The following is a 15892-nucleotide window of genomic DNA, read 5'->3' as shown; positions in this document are numbered from 1 at the left end:
GGCATCCCCCATGAACTGCTATCTCTGCGTGGTCTGCGGCTTTTTCTACGACGAGGCCGCCGGCCGGCCCGAAGACGGCATCCCGCCCGGCACCCGCTGGGCCGACGTGCCGGAAGACTGGCGCTGCCCCGAGTGTTCGGTGGGCAAGGCCGATTTCGTGGTCAGTGCGGTTTGACCGTTGAGGCTGAGCGGAATCGAGAGGAGGTTGGGCATTGCCCTCACCGGCAAGCCTGACCGGAAATGGATGGCTCGACCGGGAAGCCTTCTGGTTGGCGTTCGGACCTGGTTGCCGTTGGATTGCCCCCCTTACGTAGCAAATAGACCGAATAGTCGGGTGCCACGACAACCTGAAGGGGATCGTTTCTACTCACGCGATAGTCGTCGAGGGCATCGATTCCCGGAACGTTGTAACTTCGCTTGCAACCGCTGGTTTCCACGGTGAAGACGCCTCGCTTCCAACTCATATTTGCCGCGCCGAAGTTGGGTGCCGGGCGAATGCAGTCGGTGTCGTCGCCGAGCGAGCAAACACGAATGGAAATTTCCGTTGCGTTGAAAACGCGAACCTCAAGGTATTTGGAACAAGCTGAGGTCGCGAGTAGCAAGGATAGAGCGAGAAGCAAGGGCCGCATTGCGATGCCTAACGAATTAGACCGACTTGCGAGGCGGGTTTGGATTGAATCCGCCATGAATTCATTAGGCCTGCGGATCGGAGAGCGCATGGACTGAGCCAGACCGACTTTCGCTTGAAGCGACATAAGAACTCTGCTCCGGAGACCAACTGTAGAAGATTGCCCTCTCGCGAGCTATGGTGGGACCGAACACTTCGGCGGGAACTTCGATGGCTACACGCCACAGCGAAACTGGGCTCTCTCTTCCGACTAACTTTGCGACAAGCTCCAGCGAGTACGTGCCACCTGAGAAAAGGAACAGAGTTTCTGCGTCGATTGGATTGAAGTGGTGATTTGTAGCTACCCCGGTTTCGGGGACGAACAGACCGCTGCCTCGAATGAGATCTTTGTCTCCGAGGCCCCAGAACGAAAACTCTACTTGGCGTGAGCCTTCGCGAACTCGAAGGAAGAGGCTCTCAACGACTTGGCCGCGCTTGCCAGTGCTGTAGAGCAAAGATCGAAAGAAGATCTTTGCTTGTGGTGCTTTCTTTCCAACGAAGTCGTAGCGGATTGCTATGAACGAAGGATGAGTGCTGCGTACAGTGCCGCGCCGTAGGGCGGTGAACCACAACGTGAACAGCGAAACGGCTAGCGCAACAACTGAAACGATGGGTGAAACGTCTGCGAGTGTCATAACAGGCCTAATTTTGATGTCGTTCGTGGTCTACCGAATACCCGCAACAGGCGCGAAATAACATGGTGAGGCACTCCCCAAAAAGTGTCTGCATTCATACAGTTGCCCCAGCATGCTGCATGAATGATCAGGCATGCTGAATCGGACAAAGTTCTTGCCTGTGTTGCTGCGCCTTTGGTGTCCAAACGCTTGTTGGACCAATTGCGAGAACGTGTTCGCCATTGGCACTATAGCCTTCAGATCGAACAGGCCGGCCTGAATAGGGTGCGGGTTTTGCGCGGTGCCCGCCCCAGCCAACCAACAAGACTACCGGCCCGTGGGCAGCGTCCCCGACGCCTCTGGCTGTCCCGTCGGCTGCGGCTGCGGCTGCGAGGCGGCCGGCGTGGGTGGTGGCACGCGGGTCAGGCGCACGGTTTCGCCGGTGACGGGGTGCCGGTAGGCCTCCACCACGGTGCCGTCTTTTTCCACCGCGTAGAACTCGTGGCAGTTGCCGCGGGAGATCTTGAAGCGCACCAGCAGGTACCGGGGCGCGTCGAACGCGGCCCGGGCCTGCTGCTCCGACATCCATTGCGAGTGCGGCAACTGGGTGCAGACCACCTTTTCGGTAGGGGTGCTGGCCATGGCTTGGCCGCCCCAGCAGGCCAGGAGCGCGACGAGCCAGGCTGTTGCGGCGCGAAGGGGGGTTGTGTTGATCATGACCAGGGCCTCCTGTCCGGAAAGCAGAAAAAGGGGGATGAATCCGGCGCGGCGGCTCAGCCGCGCGAGGGCAACATGCGCAGCAAGGTGTTGTCCTTGATCACATGGTGGTGGAACAGGGCGGCCGCAGCGTGCAGGCCGATGAACCAGTAGCCGGCCACGCCCACCGTTTCGTGCACTTCCTTGATCGACTTGGCGGCATCGGGGTCGGTGCCCATCAGGGCCGGCAGCTCCAGGCCGAAGAACGGCACGGGTTTGCCTTTGGCGCTCAGGTAGAGCCAGCCCGCCAGCGGCATGCCGACCATGAACACATAGAGCGCGGCGTGCACCAGCTTCGACATGAGTTGCTGGGCGCGGGGTGGGGTGGGTTCGATGCGCGGCGTGGGGGCCGAGAAGCGCAGCGCCACGCGCAGGCCCACCAGCGCCAGGACGCACAGGCCCAGCATGAAATGCAGGGCCTTGAGGTTCTCGCGCGGATCGCTGCCCTTGGGGAACAGCTCGCGCAGTTCGATGCAGGCGTAGACCGCCACCATCAACAGCAGCATGGCCCAGTGCAGGACGATGGATGGGGTGCGGTAGCGTTCGGTGAGCGCTGGGGATGGCATGGGGGAACCTCCTGAAAAGTATGAAAAACAAAGACAAATTCACAAAGACCGATGGACCGGGGCCGATACTGGGTTGTTAAAATTTGTGCCTGCTTAAGTCCAGGGGATTTCCTGGGGTGTGGCCCGCGATAAGCGCCGCATAAGCTGGACCGCCTAAGGTCCTGACGGCGCATCAACCCGGTTGGAGACCTTCACCCCATGCAGCGAACCCCCCAGCAGACGCTCCGCGAGCGCACCGCCCACCGGGAAGCGCGGCCATGAGCGAGCTTCACCAATCGCTCTTTCTCTGGTTGAACCTGTCGCCGTTGACGAGCCCGTGGGCCCTGTCGCTGGCGCGTTTCGCCTCGGTCCAACTGCCCGCTTTTGCGCTCGTGTTCGCGCTCAGCGTGGCCGTGGTGGGCGAACCCCGCTGGCGCACCACGGCGCGCCAGATGCTGCTGGCCATGGCCCTGGCCTGGCTGGTGGCGCGCTGCATCCAGTGGGCGCTGCCGATGCCTCGGCCCTTCGTTCTGGGCCTGGGGCACCGCTGGCTGGAGCACTCCCCCACCCCGAGCTTCCCGAGCAGCCACGCCAGCGTGGCCATGGCCCTGGGCGTGGTGGGCTGGTTGTCGGCGCCGCACGGCATCGGGCGCGTGCTGTTGCTGACGACGGGCGTGCTGGTCGCCTGGAGCCGGGTCGCGCTGGGCCTGCATTTCCCGCTCGATGTGCTGACCGGCGGCCTGCTGGCCACGGTGCTGGCCTGGACCGTGGTCCACCGCTGGAGCCAGGGCCGGGCATGGCTCGCCGGCGTCAGGGCCGGGGCCCCCGAAGCCCTGCCCCAGCGCCTGGACTGAGGGCGCACCCTCGCCGCGGCCACCGCGCGGCGGCAGTGCCTACAATTTGCGCTGCGCGTTTCGCACCCGCGCTCCCGCATCCCCGCAGCATCGCTGCCCGCTCAAGGCACCACCCATGCAATTCATCCGCTTTTCCGACCTCTGCTCCAGCGGCCAGGCCGCTGGCCGACGCGTCTTCATCCGCGCCGACCTCAACGTGCCCCAGGACGACGACGGCAAGATCACCGAAGACACCCGCATCCGCGCCAGCATCCCCGCCATCCAGATGGCGCTGGACGCCGGCGCCGCCGTCATGGTCACCAGCCACCTGGGCCGCCCCACCGAAGGCGAGTTCAAACCCGAAGACTCCCTGGCCCCCGTGGCCGCGCGCATGGGTGAACTCATGGGCCGCAGCATCCGCGTGGTGAGCGACTGGGTCGATGGCGACTTCTCCGTCGCCCCCGGTGAACTCGTGATGCTGGAGAACTGCCGCCTCAACGTCGGCGAGAAAAAGAACAAACCCGAACTCGCGGCCAAGCTCGGCAAGCTCTGCGACATCTTCGTGCACGACGCCTTCGGCACCGCGCACCGCGCCGAAGGCACGACCTACGGCATCGCCGAGACCGCCCCCATCGCTTGCGCCGGCCCCTTGCTGGCCGCTGAGATGGACGCCATCAGCAAAGCCCTGGCCAACCCGAAACGGCCGCTGGTGGCCATCGTCGCCGGCAGCAAGGTCAGCACCAAGCTCACCATCCTGCAGGCCCTGGCGAAAAATGTGGACGGCCTGATCGTCGGTGGCGGCATCGCCAACACCTTCATGCTCGCCGCCGGCCTGAAGATCGGCAAGAGCCTGGCCGAACCCGACCTGCTGGGCGAAGCCACCGCCGTGATCAACGCCATGAAAGCGCGCGGCGCCGCGGTGCCGATTCCCTCCGACGTGGTCTGCGCCAAGAGCTTCAGCCCCGACGCCGTGGCCACCGTGAAAGCCGCCACCGACGTGGCCGACGACGACCTGATCCTGGACATCGGACCGCAGACCGCGCAGCTGCTGGCCGAACAGCTCAAGCAGGCCGGCACCATCGTCTGGAACGGCCCGGTGGGCGTGTTCGAGTTTGCGGCGTTTGAGAACGGCACCAAGACCATCGCGCACGCGATTGCCGAATCCAGCGCGTTCAGCATCGCGGGCGGTGGCGACACCCTGGCCGCGATCGCCAAGTACGGCATCGAGAAGGACGTGGGCTACATCTCCACCGGGGGTGGGGCCTTCCTGGAAGTGCTGGAGGGCAAGACGCTGCCGGCGTTTGAGGTGCTGGCGCGCAGAGCTGAGTCTGAGTAATACCCGGTAGGCAGGCCCCCACCCCAGCCCTCCCCCAGAGGGGGAGGGGGTAAGCCGAGGAGGGCGCCAGTTAGCAGGCTTCCGTGTTTGCTCCTTCCCCCTCTGGGGGAAGGCCGGGATGGGGGCTCCCCGAATCCACCGAGGGCCTCAGTGCCCCTTCACCTTCTCCAGCAACTGGCGCACCTCTTCGCGGCGGCCACTGTCGGCGATCTGGCGGCCGGCGCGGGCGGGGGCCTGCAGCGCACGCTCCAGGTAGGGCGTGGCTTCTTCCGGGTGGCCGGTTTCCACCAGGTATTCCGCGAAGAAGTAGTTGGGGTCGATGCCCTGGGCGTTGATGCTCAGGGCCTTTTGCAGCAGCTCGCGCGCCTTGTCCTTGTCGCCAAAACCGATGGGCCAGCCCGGCACCTTGTAATACAGCACGCCCAGGCTGTTGTAGGCCGAGCCGTCGAGCACGTTGCCGTCGATGTGGATGGCGGCCTCGTACAGGCGCTTGGCCTGTTTCACCAGCGGCAGTGCGCCCAGCCCGCCTTTTTCGCCGGCCCATGAGCTGACGATGATGCCTTCCCACACCAGCGGTTCGGCGCGGCCGACGAAGCCTTCGCTGATCTTGCGGGCCTTGGCCGCCAGCGCCTCGAAGCGCTTCTCGCGTTCGCTGGGTACGGTCTGGTAGCGCGTCACTTCCCAGTCGTGCTGCAGTTCTTTGACGGCGTCTTCCACGCCCGCGGCGTGGCCGGCGAAGGGCAGGGCCAGGGCGGCGCTGGCCAGCAGGGCGGTGATCCAGTGGCGGCGCGTGGCGGGCACGGCGGTGCCCAGGGGGGTGTGGTGGTTCATGGGGACAAGCTCCAGGGAGACAACGGGGTTCACGAAGGAAGGGCGCCAGCGGTCAACGCGGGCGCGGGCGGCAGGCTGTGGCGGTGCTTGCGGAAGCTGCCGTCGAGCCAGGTGGGCAGCACGCCGTTGAGGCGCACCGCGATTTTTTCGGGGAAGCCCAGAAAGCGTTCGGCGCTGCCGTCTTCCAGCAGGCGCAGGATTTCGCGGGCCACGTCCGCGGGCGGGTCCATGGCGGTGCCGGTGGCCTGGTTGTAGGCCGCCACATCGGCGTTGTTGAAGCCGGTTTCGGTGCTGCGCGGCCCGATGTACTGCACGCGCACCGGGGTTTCGGCCAGCTCGCGGCGCAGGGCCTCGGCGAAGCCGTGCAGCCCGAACTTGCTGGCGCTGTACACGCTGAAACCGGGCAGGCCGATGCGGCCCAGCGCGGAGCCCACGCAGATCACCTGCGCGGCGGGTTGCTGGAGCAGGTGCCCAAGCAGCGCGCGGGTGAGCAGCATGGGCGCGAGCAGGTTGGTCTGCAGCACCGCCTGCATGTCGGCGGCGCTTTGCGACTGCAGGCGGCCAAAGGCGGGCAGGCCGGCGCCGTGCAGCACCACGTTGCAGCCCCAGATGGCGGCCTCGGCGGCGAGCCGGTCGATGTCGGCGGCGCTGGTCAGGTCGCAGGCGCGCCAGCCGATGTGCGCGGTGGGGGCGCCCGCGGCCACCAGTTCGCGCGCCTGGCTCTCCAGGCGCTCGGGCGAGCGGCCCACCAGCAGCAGCGATGCGCCAGCGCAGGCCAGGGTGCTGGCCGTGGCGCGGCCAATGCCGCCGCCAGCGCCGGTGAGCACGATGCGGGCCTGGGCGGCCCTCATGCCAGGGCTCCGGCCCGCTCGGGCATGGCTTCTGCAGGCGCCTGCGGCAGCGGCAGGCCACGGAACACGTCGCCATAGAGGCGGAAGAAGGCGCGCGCGCCGTGCACGATGGCGGCCTGGTCCTGCGGGTCGTCGATGCGGTCCATCAGCAGGGCGAAGTGGGCCGTGTGTTCCTGGTCCAGCGTGCCGTGCGAGCGCAGGTAGCTGAAGGCGGCGTCGGGCAGGTTCAGCGGTTTCTGGATCTGGTCGGCGGCCAGCAGGGCGAGCGAGACGCTGGTGCCTTCGAGCACGTGCACCATGCCGAAGAAGCCCAGCGGGTTGCGCCGCGCGATGGTGTCGTAGGCGTAGGCCACCATCACCTCGGTGGCGTGGGCGGGCTGGCCGTGGCGCACCGCTTCGGCGTCGCCGCCGCAGGCGCGGATGTCGTCCAGGATCCACTCGTCGTGGCCGCGTTCTTCTTCCACGTATTCGTCCATGGCGTCGTTCAGCCAGGCGTGGTGCGGCGGCAGTGCGGCCTTGCAGGCCTGCAGCAGCGGCACCGTGTGGCTCACGTGGTGGTAGGCCTCGCGCAGAAAGGCCTGGTAGCTGGGCAGCGAGACCACGCCTTGCAGGCAGCCCTGGATGATGGGCGCGCTCAGCAGGCCCATGCGGGCCAGTTCGGTTTGTTGCTGCAGTTGGGCGAAGAAGCTCATGTTCGGGTCCTTGGGGTTCAGGGGGTTTCACACGCCGCGGCGGCCAGCGCGTCGGCGTGTTGGGCCAGGATGGCCTGGCGTTGTGGGCGGCCGTTGGCGGTGGCCAGGCCGGTCTCGACCGTGAAGGCCGCGCCAGCGCGCACCCAGTGCCCCACGCGGGCGTAGTCGGGCAGGGTCTGGTTGGCCGCGTCCACGGCGGCCTGCAACTCGGCGTCGCTCGCGGCGGGTTGCATGGGCCAGAGCACGGCGCTGAGCGTGGCCTGCGCTTCGCCGAACACCACCGCCTGAGCGATGGCGCCTTCGCTGCGCAGGGCGGTCTCCACCCATTCGGGCGAGACGTTGCGGCCGTAGGCCGTGATCAGCACATGTTTCTTGCGGCCGCGCACGTGGACAAAACCCTCGGCGTCGATCTCGCCCAGGTCGCCGCTGGGCCACCACGCGGGCACCGGGGATGGGTCGCCGAGGTAGCCCGCGAAGAGGCTGCCGCGGATCTCGATCTCACCGTCCGCCGCCAGGCGCAGCTGCGCGTGGGGCAGCGCCCGGCCGGCGCTGCCGGGGCGGTCGGCGCCGGGCAGGTTCAGCGTCTGCACCGAGGCGCCTTCGGACAGGCCGTAGCCTTCGTGCGCGGGGATGCCCACCGCGCGCGCCGCCTGGATCAGCGCCGTGCCCACGGACGCGCCGCCCACGGCGACCATGCGCAGCGAGGCGGGAGCGCGCTGCTGGTGGTGTCGCAGCCAGCCGGCCCAGGCGCGCAGCATCTGCGGCAGCAGGATCAGGCTGTGCGGCTGGTGCCGCTCCACCGCGGCCTGCAGGCGGGCCGCGTCGAAATGGGACGAGCCTTGCAGGCCCACCTCGGCCAGCGGCAACACGACGCATTCGGCGCCCTGCGACAGCGGCGCCATCAGGCCGGCGATGTTTTCCAGCAGCACCGCGAAGGGCAGCGCGCACAGGTGGCGCGTGATGCCCAGCGGCTGCAGCGCCTGCGCCAGGCCGTCGGCCACGCGGTGCATCGCCGGGCCGCTCAGGCACACGCCCTTGGGGGTGCCGGTGGTGCCGGAGGTGAAGGTGATCTTGGCCGTGCCGGCGGGCAGGGGCACCGCCGTGGCGGGCAGCCGCAGCAGCGCCAGCGGCTGGCCCGCCACCTCGCAGGGCAGGGGCGCCGCCTGCGGCCAGAGCGCCGCCAGGGGGGCGACGGTGAGCACGCCGTCCACGCCGGCCGCGCGGGTGGCGTGCGCCATCTGCGCCGGGGTGAAGAACACCGGCAGCGGCACGTGCACCAGGCCGGCCTGGGCGGCGGCCAGATCGGCCACCACCCAGGCGGGGCTGTTGTCCATGACGGTGGCCAGCACCCGGATGCCCTGGGCGCGCAGGGTCCGGGCCAGCGCGGCCACCTGGGCCTGGAGCGCGGTGTGGTCGATGCGGCGTTGCCCGTCGTTGAGCGAGGCGCCTGCGGCCAGTGCGTTCATCGGGGAAGCGTCGTCTTGTGGGGAGGGGCGGGGGCTGCTCACAGGATCACCCTTCATGCCAGCTTCTCCTGCGCGTTGCGCAGCCCTTCAGCGGGCCGGGCGTTCTCGCGGCGCTGCAGCAGGCGCAGCGCCTGCTGCATCTGCCCGGCCAGCACCACGGGGTGGTGGTCGTAGTAGCTGCCCCACTGCCGCGCGTCGTCGCCGAGCGCGGCCGGGTCGGCGCGGCCCAGGGCCTGCGGCGTGATGCCCAGCCGCACGAACAGGTGGCGCAGCTCTTCGGTGAGCGTGCCCACCACCCACTGCGCGCCTTCGGCCGCGAGGTGGTGGCCCAGCAGGAAGATCAGGCGCCGGCCTTCGCCCGCGCGCTGCGCCGCCAGGTGGCCGACTTCAACGATGCCCGCGCGCTCGGGCGGGGTGTGGCCCGGCGTGGCCAGCAGCGACTCGATCGGAGCCTGCAGGTAACGCTCCAGAAACAGGGTGGCATGCTGTGCCGGTCGGTAGCCCGCGGCGGCCACGATGCCGCCGTCCAGCGGGTCGCGCAGGCTCACCAGCGTGGGCGCGAAGTGGGTGACCTGGGCGCCGAAGCGGCGCGCGTACACCTGCGCGATGAAAGCCTCCACCTGCGGGCGCAGCGGGTCGCCCAGGCCGTGCGCCGTCAGGCGGGGGGCGCGCGCGGGCGGGTTGGCGGGGCTTGGCAACCCGAGGTTGCGCACGGACGAAAACAACACGGGACACACTCCTTGAGACCAGCCCGCGTGGATTCGCGGGCTGTCTGGGGGGCATGTTGGTGGCGCTGGATTAAGTCCAGCTTATCGGGGTGGCTTCCCGACGGACGGCGCCATGGTGGGGGGCCGGCGGGTGGGGATGCGCAGCACCACCCAGGCGCCCACCGCCGCGGTGGCCGCCAGCACCAGCTGCAGCGCCAGCCGGCCGCGAAAGCTCCAGATCGAGACGCTCACCATCACCGCCATGGACACCAGGGCCACGGTCTTGCTGCGCCGGGTCAGGCTGCGGTCGCGCTCCCAGTCGCGCAGCATGGGTCCCATCCAGCGGTGGTTGAGCAGCCAGCGGTGCAGGCGCGGCGAGGCCTTGGCGTAACAGGCCGCGGCCAGCAGCACGAAGGGCGTGGTGGGCAGGCCGGGCAGCAGCACCCCGAGCAGGCCCAGCGCCAGCGAGACCGAGCCCGCCAGCCAGAGCAGCCAGCGCACCGCGCGCGAGGCGTGCGGCGTGGGCGGCGGGTTGGTGTCGGGGCTGGCGCTCATGGTGCCCACCAGCCCAGCGGGTGGTGGTTCAGGGCGATCGAGGCCATGAACGACACGCACAGCAGCGCGGCCGCGAAACACAGGGCCCGCGCGCCGCGCGTGGGCGCGCGCTGGAGCGCCAGCGTGCCCAGCACGATGTACACCACGAGCAGCATCAGCTTGACGAGCAGCCAGTGGTTTTGCAGGGGGTTCAACTGCAGCAGCCACCACAGCGTGCCGCCCGCGAGCAGCAGCAACGAGTCGACGACCGGGGCCAGGCCGCGCGCCCAGTCCGCCATGGGCCAACCCTGGCCCGCCAGCACACCCAGACCGCGCGCCGTGAACAGCGCCACGCTGGTGCTCACCAGGCCGATGTGGGCCGGCAGCAGCCAGGGGTAGATCGCGGCGGTGAGTTCGGGCGAAGGCATGGGTCAGGCGGGGGGCGCAAAAGCCCGGCCATCATAGGCGCCCGAACGGCTGGCGCGGGATGGAACCCCCAACGGTGTCAGGCCCTCAGCCGGCGAGCGGGGGGTAGTCGGTGTAGCCTTCTTCGCCACCACCGTAGAAGGTGGTCTTGTCCGGCGCGTTGAACGGGCCGCCCGCGCGCAGGCGCGCCACCAGATCCGGGTTGGCGATGAAGGCCTTGCCAAAGGCCACCAGGTCGGCGCCGTCGGCCAGCGCCTGCTGGGCCAGCGGCAGGTCGTAGCCGTTGTTCACCATCCAGGCGCCCTGGCCGCCGGCCGCGCGGTAGACGGCCTTGAGCTCGGCGTAGTCGAACGGGCGCTCGGGCAGATCGCGCGGGCCGCCGGTGGCGCCCTCGATCAGGTGCAGGTAGGCCAGGTTCAGCGGCGCGAGCTTGCGCGCCACGTGGTCGAACAGCGACTGCGGATCGGCATCGGTCACATCGTTCGCCGGCGTCACGGGCGAGAGCCGGATGCCGGTGCGCCCGCCCCCGATGGCCTCGGTCACGGCGCGGGCCACTTCGAGCAGGAAGCGCGCGCGGTTGGCGATGCTGCCGCCGTAGTCGTCCCGGCGGTGGTTGCTGCCGGTTTTCAGGAACTGGTCGATCAGGTAGCCGTTGGCGGCGTGGATCTCCACCCCGTCGAAACCGGCGGCGATGGCGTTGAGCGCCGCGTGGCGGTAGTCCATCACGATGCCGGGAATCTCCTCGGGGTCGAGCGCGCGCGGATCGGAGGTTTCCACGAAGGTCGGCACACCGTCCTTGATCAGCACGGTTTTGGTGTGGGCGCGGATGGCCGAGGGCGCGACGGGCTTGGCAAAGTGCGGTTGCAGATCGGTGTGCGAGACGCGGCCCACGTGCCAGAGCTGCACCACGATCTTGCCCCCGGCGTCGTGCACCGCCTGCGTCACGCGCTTCCAGCCGTCGAGCTGCTCGATGCCGTACAGACCGGGCACGTCGGCATAGCCCTGGCCCTGCTGGGTGATGGCGGTGGCCTCGGTGATCAGCAGGCCCGCGCTGGCGCGCTGGGCGTAGTACTCGGCCATCAGCGGCGTGGGGATGGCGTCGGGCGCGCGGTTGCGCGTGAGCGGCGCCATGACGATGCGGTTGGCGAGCCGGAGATCGCCAACGGTGGTGGGGTCGAAGAGGGTGGTCATGGCGGGGGGAGGCAGGAATGGAGGTGCGGCCCAGTCTACGCCTCACAGCCCGTGCGGGCGGTCGCCGACGGACGGTGACCCCACGGAGGGTGTTTCATAAAGTGATGTCAACGTTGGCGCTGTGCAAAATGACGATCACGTTGCCCCGCCAGTTCCGGTCGGATCTTGGGGTTTTGCACGGCGTCGTTGGTTTGCCAGAAAGGTGCGGGTGATGGAGCTTCCCTTTGTCAATCACGTCGGCGTTCGTATCGAGCAGCAGGATGGCGGGCGCAGCCGATGCACGCTGCTGGTCGAGGGCCATCACTTCAACTCGGCAGGCATCGTCCATGGCGGTGCGCTTTTCACCCTCGCCGACACAGCGATGGGCGCCGCGCTCTACCCGACGCTCGCTCTTGGCGAGGGCTGCGCGACGATCGAGATCAAGATCAGCTACTTCAAGCCCGTGCTGGCCGGCGCCCTGGTCTGCACCGGCGAGATCGTCAACCGGAGCAGGACGGTCGCCAGCCTTGAGGCCTGCATACACGCCGGCGAGGTGCTGGTCGCCAAGGCGAGCGGTACCTTTGCCGTCTTCCAGCGCAAGGGCGAACCAGCAAGCTGACGCCATATCAGGGAAGCGCTGAAGTGGTCTTTCGCTGGATCGCAGACCGGTCCGATGCAAAGCTCTGACAATCCAGCCCATGAACCCATTGCCCAGGCCCCTGCACCAGATCCACCTGTCCCTGCTCGACCTCGTGGCGGTGCGCGAAGGGGGTACGGTGGCCGATGCGCTGGCGATTGCGCGGCGCACCGCGCAGCATGCCGAAGCGCTGGGTTTCACGCGTTACTGGCTGGCCGAGCACCACAACATGAGCGGCATCGCCAGCTCGGCCACGGCCGTGCTGGTGGGCCACATCGCCGGCGCGACCGAGCGCATGCGCGTGGGCTCGGGCGGTGTGATGCTGCCCAACCACGCGCCGCTGGTGGTGGCCGAGGCCTTTGGCACGCTGGCCGAGTTGTACCCCGGGCGCATCGACCTCGGCCTGGGCCGCGCGCCCGGCACCGACCCGCTGACCATGCGCGCGCTGCGCCGCGACCGCCGCGAGACCGAAGACGATTTCCCGCGCGACGTGGCCGAGCTGCAGCGCCTGCTGGGCGATCCGCAGCCGGGCCAGCGGCTCATCGCCATGCCCGGCGCGGGCACCCATGTGCCGATCTGGCTGCTGGGATCGAGCCTGTTTTCGGCCCAGCTCGCGGCCGAGCGCGGCCTGCCGTATGCGTTCGCTTCGCACTTCGCGCCGCGCTACCTGCTGCAGGCGCTGGACATGTACCGCCACAACTTCAAACCCTCGGCCGTGCTCGACAAGCCCTACGCCATCGTGGGCGTGCCGCTGGTGGCCGCGCCCACCGACGAGGAGGCGCAGTACCTGGCCAGCAGCACCTACCAGCGCGTGCTGGGCATCCTCACCGGCCAGCGCGGCCAGCTGCCCGCGCCGGTGGCCGGCTTCATGGAGCACCTGGACGCGCAGGCCCGCGCGGCGATCGCCGACTTCCTGGCCTGCGCAGTGGTCGGTGGGCCGGAGACGGTGCGCGCCGGTTTGCAGCAACTCGCCAACGCCACCCAGGCCGACGAGTTCATGCTGGTCAGCGACCTGTTCGACCCGGCGCTGCGGCTGCGCTCGCTGGACATCGCGGCGCAGGCGATGGGGCTCAGCGCGCCGGTGGTGCCGGCGGCAACGATCCCTTGAGCCATTCGCGCGGTGAACGCCCGGTCTTGGCGGCGAAGGCGCGGCTCAGGGCCGAGGGGTTGGCGTAGCCCAGTTCGCTGGCCAGCAGCTTGATGGAGCTGCCCCGCGCCAGGCCCGTCTGGGCCAGCCCGATGCGCCAGTCGCTCAGGTAGTCCGCCGGCGTCTGGCCCACCAGTTGCCGGAACAGGCTGGTGAAGCTGGTGCGCGACATGCCGGCCGCAGCCGCCAGCTGCTCGACGCTCCAGGGCTCGCCGGGTGCATCGTGCATCGCCCCGATGGCCCGCGCCAGCCGAAGGTCCGACAGGCCCGTGACCAGGCCGGGCGGCACACCGGCCTCGTGCGGGTGGTCGAGCAGCCAGCGCAGGGTCTGGATCAGCACCACCTCGAACAGCCGGTCGGCCAGCAGCCGGTGGCCGCAGCGCACGCGGCCGGTCTCGGCGAACAGCAGGTCCAGAGAAGCCCCCAACCCCTCGACCTCGTTCAGCGACAGCACGATGGCGCCGGGCAGGGTGCGCACCAGCGGGTGCGCCTGGCCACCCTCGAACCACAGCTGCGCACAGGTGAAGTCCGAGCCCTCAATCGGCGGGTTGTGGAAGTGGTGGGCGATGGCGCGCGGGTAGAACAGCAGTGCGGGCGCGCTGAGGTGCAGGCGCAGCGGCACGGCCTGCCGCGGCGGGTGCGTGACATCGAGCGTGCCCCGGCGCAGCAGGTGGAGGTAACCCATGCCCGGCGGCGGCGTGAAGCTTTGCACGCCACAGAGCGTGCCGGTGAAGGACAGCTCGGCGCGCACGGGAAAACGCTCCAGCAGGCCGGACAGGCGGTCGATGGGCGGGGGCGGAGAGGTCATGCCGATGGTTGGACGAAAGGATATGAATTTTGTACGAAATGATCCTATTCGAACAGTCCGCGACCAGACACTGGGTGCCACGGATCGCTGCCAGGATCGCTCGACCGATGAAGAGCGACCCGCGCAGCGGCGGAGCGTGGGGCTCAGGAATCCAGCGCCGGGCCGCCCCAAGCTGGATTCGCGCCCCCTTGGGGGGCAGCGACCCGCGCCAGCGGCGGAGCGTGGGGGCTCAGGAATCCAGCGCCGGGCCGCCCCAAGCTGGATTCGCGCCCCCTTGGGGGGCAGCGACCCGCGCAGAGGCGGAGCGTGGGGGCTCAGGAATCCAGCGCCGGGCCGCCCCAAGCTGGATTCGCGCCCCCTTGGGGGGCAGCGACCCGCGCAGAGGCGGAGCGTGGGGGCTCAGGAATCCAGCGCCGGGCCGCCCCAAGCTGGATTCGCGCCCCCTTGGGGGGCAGCGACCCGCGCCAGCGGCGGAGCGTGGGGGCTCAGTGCAATCGCGGTGGCGCCCGCATCTGCTCCGGTGTCGTGAAGTAAGCGGAAGAAGACCCCATGCGCCCCCGCGCCCGGTCCAACTCGTGGCGCGCCACGCTGCGCAGGTGCACCTCGTCGGGCCCGTCGAGCAGGTGCAGGGCGCGGCCCCAGGTCCAGAACTGCGCCAGCGGGGTGTCGGGCGACAGGCCCATGGCGCCGAAGATCTGCATGGCGCGGTCCACCACGCGGGTCTGCAGGCCCGCGGCCACCACCTTGATCGCGGCCACCTGCGCGCGCAGGGCCGCGGGTTCGACGCGCTCCGGGTGGTCGAGCAGCCAGGCGCAGCGCAACACCAGCAGGCGCGCCTGGTCGATCTCGATGCGCGACATCGCGATCCACTCCTGCACGTTGGCGTAGTCGGCCAGCGTCTTGCCAAAGCTGCGGCGCTCCAGCGCGCGTTCGGTGGCGAGTTCCAGCGCCAGTTCGCACTGGCCGATGGTGCGCATGCAGTGGTGCACCCGGCCCGGCCCCAGGCGCGCCTGCGCCATCGCAAAGCCCTCGCCCCAGCCGCCGAGCAGCTGGTTGGCCGGCACGCGCACCTGGCGAAAGACGATCTCGCAATGCCCCTCGGGCGCGTGGTGGTGCACCACGCTGATGTTGCGCACCACCTCCACACCCGGCGTGTCCAGCGGCACCAGCACCATGCTGTGCTGGTGGTGTTTCGTCTCGGGCGTGGCGGTGTCGTCGGGCGCGTTGCGCGCCATCACGATCAGCAGCCTGCAGCCCGGATGCGCCGCGCCGGTGATGAACCACTTGCGGCCGTTCAACACCAGCTCGTCGCCCTCGCGCCGCACCGTGGTCTGCAGGTTGGTCGGGTCGGACGAGGCCACGTCGGGCTCGGACATGGCGAAGGCCGAGCGGATCGTGCCGTCCAGCAGCGGCGTGAGCCAGCGCGTGCGCTGCGCGGGCGTGGCGAAGCGGTGCAACAACTCCATGTTGCCGGTGTCGGGCGCGCTGCAGTTGAACACCTCGGGCGCCCAGTGCAGCCGACCCATGGTTTCGGCCAGCGGCGCGTAGTCCAGGTTGTCCAGGCGGGTGCCGGGCTCGCCGTCGCACAGGCTGGGCAGGAACAGGTTCCACAGGCCTTCTTCGCGCGCCAGGGTCTTCAGGTCGTCCAGGAACGGCGGCGGGTATTGCCCCAGTTGCACCGCCTGGTGCCAGGCCGCGTTGTGGGGCAGCAGGTAACGCTGCATGAAGGTCTCCAGCTGCTGCTGGAGCGCCTGCGCCCGGGGGCTGTGCTCAAAGTCCATGCGGGCATTGTGGGGAGCGCCGGGCCGCTTGTCAGCGCCCACGCGACAGCGGACCGGCCGTGGGCCCCGGTGGCGGACAATATCGGCCTCT

19 protein-coding genes are annotated in these 15892 nt (G+C 69.2%); 5 read left to right on the top strand and 14 right to left on the bottom strand.

Annotation, left to right across the window (positions count from 1 at the left end):
* The first annotated feature begins 10 nt into the window (after positions 1-10).
* Positions 11-175, top strand: a complete 165-nt coding sequence (locus KIH07_RS02145) for a rubredoxin (protein WP_226490391.1) — start codon at positions 11-13, stop codon at positions 173-175.
* Positions 176-218: 43 nt separating this feature from the next.
* Here KIH07_RS02145 and KIH07_RS02140 read toward each other — a convergent pair whose 3' ends face one another.
* The 4 genes from KIH07_RS02140 to KIH07_RS02125 all read right to left on the bottom strand — a co-directional run bounded on the left by KIH07_RS02140 (position 219) and on the right by KIH07_RS02125 (position 2603).
* Complete coding sequence (locus tag KIH07_RS02140; protein ID WP_226490390.1) at positions 219-620, bottom strand: hypothetical protein; 402 nt, start codon at positions 618-620, stop codon at positions 219-221.
* Positions 621-693: 73 nt separating this feature from the next.
* Positions 694-1302 (bottom strand): hypothetical protein, encoded by a 609-nt coding sequence (locus KIH07_RS02135; protein ID WP_226490389.1) that lies wholly within the window; start codon positions 1300-1302, stop codon positions 694-696.
* A gap of 306 nt (positions 1303-1608) precedes the next feature.
* Entirely contained in the window at positions 1609-1998 is a 390-nt protein-coding gene (locus KIH07_RS02130; RefSeq protein WP_226490388.1) for a PepSY domain-containing protein, read from the bottom strand.
* Positions 1999-2054: 56 nt separating this feature from the next.
* A complete protein-coding gene (locus KIH07_RS02125; RefSeq protein ID WP_226490387.1) occupies positions 2055-2603 on the bottom strand; it encodes a cytochrome b in 549 nt (182 codons plus the stop codon).
* Between the two features lie 257 nt (positions 2604-2860).
* On the opposite strand from KIH07_RS02125, the gene KIH07_RS02120 reads away from it, so the two are divergent.
* Positions 2861-3436, top strand: a complete 576-nt coding sequence (locus tag KIH07_RS02120) for a phosphatase PAP2 family protein (protein ID WP_226490386.1) — start codon at positions 2861-2863, stop codon at positions 3434-3436.
* A 115-nt stretch (positions 3437-3551) separates the two neighbouring features.
* A complete protein-coding gene (locus KIH07_RS02115; protein ID WP_226490385.1) occupies positions 3552-4751 on the top strand; it encodes a phosphoglycerate kinase in 1200 nt (399 codons plus the stop codon).
* A 147-nt stretch (positions 4752-4898) separates the two neighbouring features.
* On the opposite strand, the gene KIH07_RS02110 is transcribed toward KIH07_RS02115, so the two are convergent.
* The 8 genes from KIH07_RS02110 to KIH07_RS02075 all read right to left on the bottom strand — a co-directional run bounded on the left by KIH07_RS02110 (position 4899) and on the right by KIH07_RS02075 (position 11449).
* Positions 4899-5582, bottom strand: a complete 684-nt coding sequence (locus KIH07_RS02110) for a hypothetical protein (protein ID WP_226490384.1) — start codon at positions 5580-5582, stop codon at positions 4899-4901.
* Positions 5583-5611: 29 nt separating this feature from the next.
* Positions 5612-6433: an SDR family oxidoreductase gene (locus tag KIH07_RS02105; protein ID WP_226490383.1), complete on the bottom strand. Its 822-nt coding sequence runs from the start codon at positions 6431-6433 to the stop codon at positions 5612-5614.
* The gene (locus KIH07_RS02100) at positions 6430-7125 is read right to left on the bottom strand and encodes a TenA family transcriptional regulator (protein WP_226490382.1); all 696 of its coding nucleotides are present in this window, start codon (positions 7123-7125) and stop codon (positions 6430-6432) included. The genes KIH07_RS02105 and KIH07_RS02100 overlap by 4 nt, the downstream gene beginning before the upstream one ends.
* 17 nt (positions 7126-7142) lie before the next feature.
* Entirely contained in the window at positions 7143-8648 is a 1506-nt protein-coding gene (locus KIH07_RS02095; RefSeq protein ID WP_226490381.1) for an AMP-binding protein, read from the bottom strand.
* Positions 8645-9319 carry a thermostable hemolysin gene (locus tag KIH07_RS02090; protein ID WP_226490380.1) on the bottom strand — a complete coding sequence of 225 codons (675 nt, stop codon included), beginning with the start codon at positions 9317-9319 and terminating at the stop codon, positions 8645-8647. The genes KIH07_RS02095 and KIH07_RS02090 overlap by 4 nt, the downstream gene beginning before the upstream one ends.
* An 81-nt stretch (positions 9320-9400) precedes the next feature.
* A complete protein-coding gene (locus KIH07_RS02085) occupies positions 9401-9853 on the bottom strand; it encodes a YbaN family protein (protein WP_226490379.1) in 453 nt (150 codons plus the stop codon).
* Positions 9850-10260 carry a SirB2 family protein gene (locus KIH07_RS02080; protein WP_226490378.1) on the bottom strand — a complete coding sequence of 137 codons (411 nt, stop codon included), beginning with the start codon at positions 10258-10260 and terminating at the stop codon, positions 9850-9852. Before KIH07_RS02080 ends, KIH07_RS02085 begins: the two co-directional genes overlap by 4 nt.
* Positions 10261-10345: 85 nt before the next feature.
* A complete protein-coding gene (locus KIH07_RS02075) occupies positions 10346-11449 on the bottom strand; it encodes an alkene reductase (protein WP_226490377.1) in 1104 nt (367 codons plus the stop codon).
* Between the two features lie 211 nt (positions 11450-11660).
* Here KIH07_RS02075 and KIH07_RS02070 point away from each other — a divergent pair, with 211 nt between their 5' ends.
* Together KIH07_RS02070 and KIH07_RS02065 are read left to right on the top strand one after the other, a co-directional pair.
* On the top strand, positions 11661-12047 hold the full coding sequence (locus tag KIH07_RS02070) for a PaaI family thioesterase (protein ID WP_226490376.1): 387 nt from the start codon (positions 11661-11663) through the stop codon (positions 12045-12047).
* Positions 12048-12126: 79 nt separating this feature from the next.
* Positions 12127-13173 (top strand): LLM class flavin-dependent oxidoreductase, encoded by a 1047-nt coding sequence (locus tag KIH07_RS02065; protein ID WP_226490375.1) that lies wholly within the window; start codon positions 12127-12129, stop codon positions 13171-13173.
* Here KIH07_RS02065 and KIH07_RS02060 read toward each other — a convergent pair.
* Positions 13136-14020, bottom strand: a complete 885-nt coding sequence (locus KIH07_RS02060) for an AraC family transcriptional regulator (RefSeq protein ID WP_226490374.1) — start codon at positions 14018-14020, stop codon at positions 13136-13138. The genes KIH07_RS02065 and KIH07_RS02060 overlap by 38 nt on opposite strands.
* 485 nt (positions 14021-14505) lie before the next feature.
* On the bottom strand, positions 14506-15801 hold the full coding sequence (locus KIH07_RS02055; protein ID WP_226490373.1) for an acyl-CoA dehydrogenase family protein: 1296 nt from the start codon (positions 15799-15801) through the stop codon (positions 14506-14508).
* Positions 15802-15892 lie beyond the last annotated feature (91 nt).

The organism is Hydrogenophaga taeniospiralis (assembly GCF_020510445.1).
Taxonomy (GTDB): Bacteria; Pseudomonadota; Gammaproteobacteria; order Burkholderiales; family Burkholderiaceae_C; genus Hydrogenophaga.
This window is presented reverse-complemented; position numbering and strand designations above follow the sequence as displayed.

Excerpts from the sequence above, each read along its gene's own strand:
- KIH07_RS02055 (WP_226490373.1), bottom strand. The coding sequence starts at position 15,801 with ATGGACTTTGAGCACAGCCCCCGGGCGCAGGCGCTCCAGCAGCAGCTG.
- KIH07_RS02065 (WP_226490375.1), top strand. The coding sequence starts at position 12,127 with ATGAACCCATTGCCCAGGCCCCTGCACCAGATCCACCTGTCCCTGCTC.
- KIH07_RS02095 (WP_226490381.1), bottom strand. The coding sequence starts at position 8,648 with ATGAAGGGTGATCCTGTGAGCAGCCCCCGCCCCTCCCCACAAGACGAC.
- KIH07_RS02145 (WP_226490391.1), top strand. The coding sequence starts at position 11 with ATGAACTGCTATCTCTGCGTGGTCTGCGGCTTTTTCTACGACGAGGCC.
- KIH07_RS02080 (WP_226490378.1), bottom strand. The coding sequence starts at position 10,260 with ATGCCTTCGCCCGAACTCACCGCCGCGATCTACCCCTGGCTGCTGCCG.
- KIH07_RS02135 (WP_226490389.1), bottom strand. The coding sequence starts at position 1,302 with ATGACACTCGCAGACGTTTCACCCATCGTTTCAGTTGTTGCGCTAGCC.
- KIH07_RS02105 (WP_226490383.1), bottom strand. The coding sequence starts at position 6,433 with ATGAGGGCCGCCCAGGCCCGCATCGTGCTCACCGGCGCTGGCGGCGGC.
- KIH07_RS02115 (WP_226490385.1), top strand. The coding sequence starts at position 3,552 with ATGCAATTCATCCGCTTTTCCGACCTCTGCTCCAGCGGCCAGGCCGCT.
- KIH07_RS02070 (WP_226490376.1), top strand. The coding sequence starts at position 11,661 with ATGGAGCTTCCCTTTGTCAATCACGTCGGCGTTCGTATCGAGCAGCAG.
- KIH07_RS02125 (WP_226490387.1), bottom strand. The coding sequence starts at position 2,603 with ATGCCATCCCCAGCGCTCACCGAACGCTACCGCACCCCATCCATCGTC.
- KIH07_RS02085 (WP_226490379.1), bottom strand. The coding sequence starts at position 9,853 with ATGAGCGCCAGCCCCGACACCAACCCGCCGCCCACGCCGCACGCCTCG.
- KIH07_RS02130 (WP_226490388.1), bottom strand. The coding sequence starts at position 1,998 with ATGATCAACACAACCCCCCTTCGCGCCGCAACAGCCTGGCTCGTCGCG.
- KIH07_RS02110 (WP_226490384.1), bottom strand. The coding sequence starts at position 5,582 with ATGAACCACCACACCCCCCTGGGCACCGCCGTGCCCGCCACGCGCCGC.
- KIH07_RS02060 (WP_226490374.1), bottom strand. The coding sequence starts at position 14,020 with ATGACCTCTCCGCCCCCGCCCATCGACCGCCTGTCCGGCCTGCTGGAG.
- KIH07_RS02100 (WP_226490382.1), bottom strand. The coding sequence starts at position 7,125 with ATGAGCTTCTTCGCCCAACTGCAGCAACAAACCGAACTGGCCCGCATG.
- KIH07_RS02120 (WP_226490386.1), top strand. The coding sequence starts at position 2,861 with ATGAGCGAGCTTCACCAATCGCTCTTTCTCTGGTTGAACCTGTCGCCG.
- KIH07_RS02075 (WP_226490377.1), bottom strand. The coding sequence starts at position 11,449 with ATGACCACCCTCTTCGACCCCACCACCGTTGGCGATCTCCGGCTCGCC.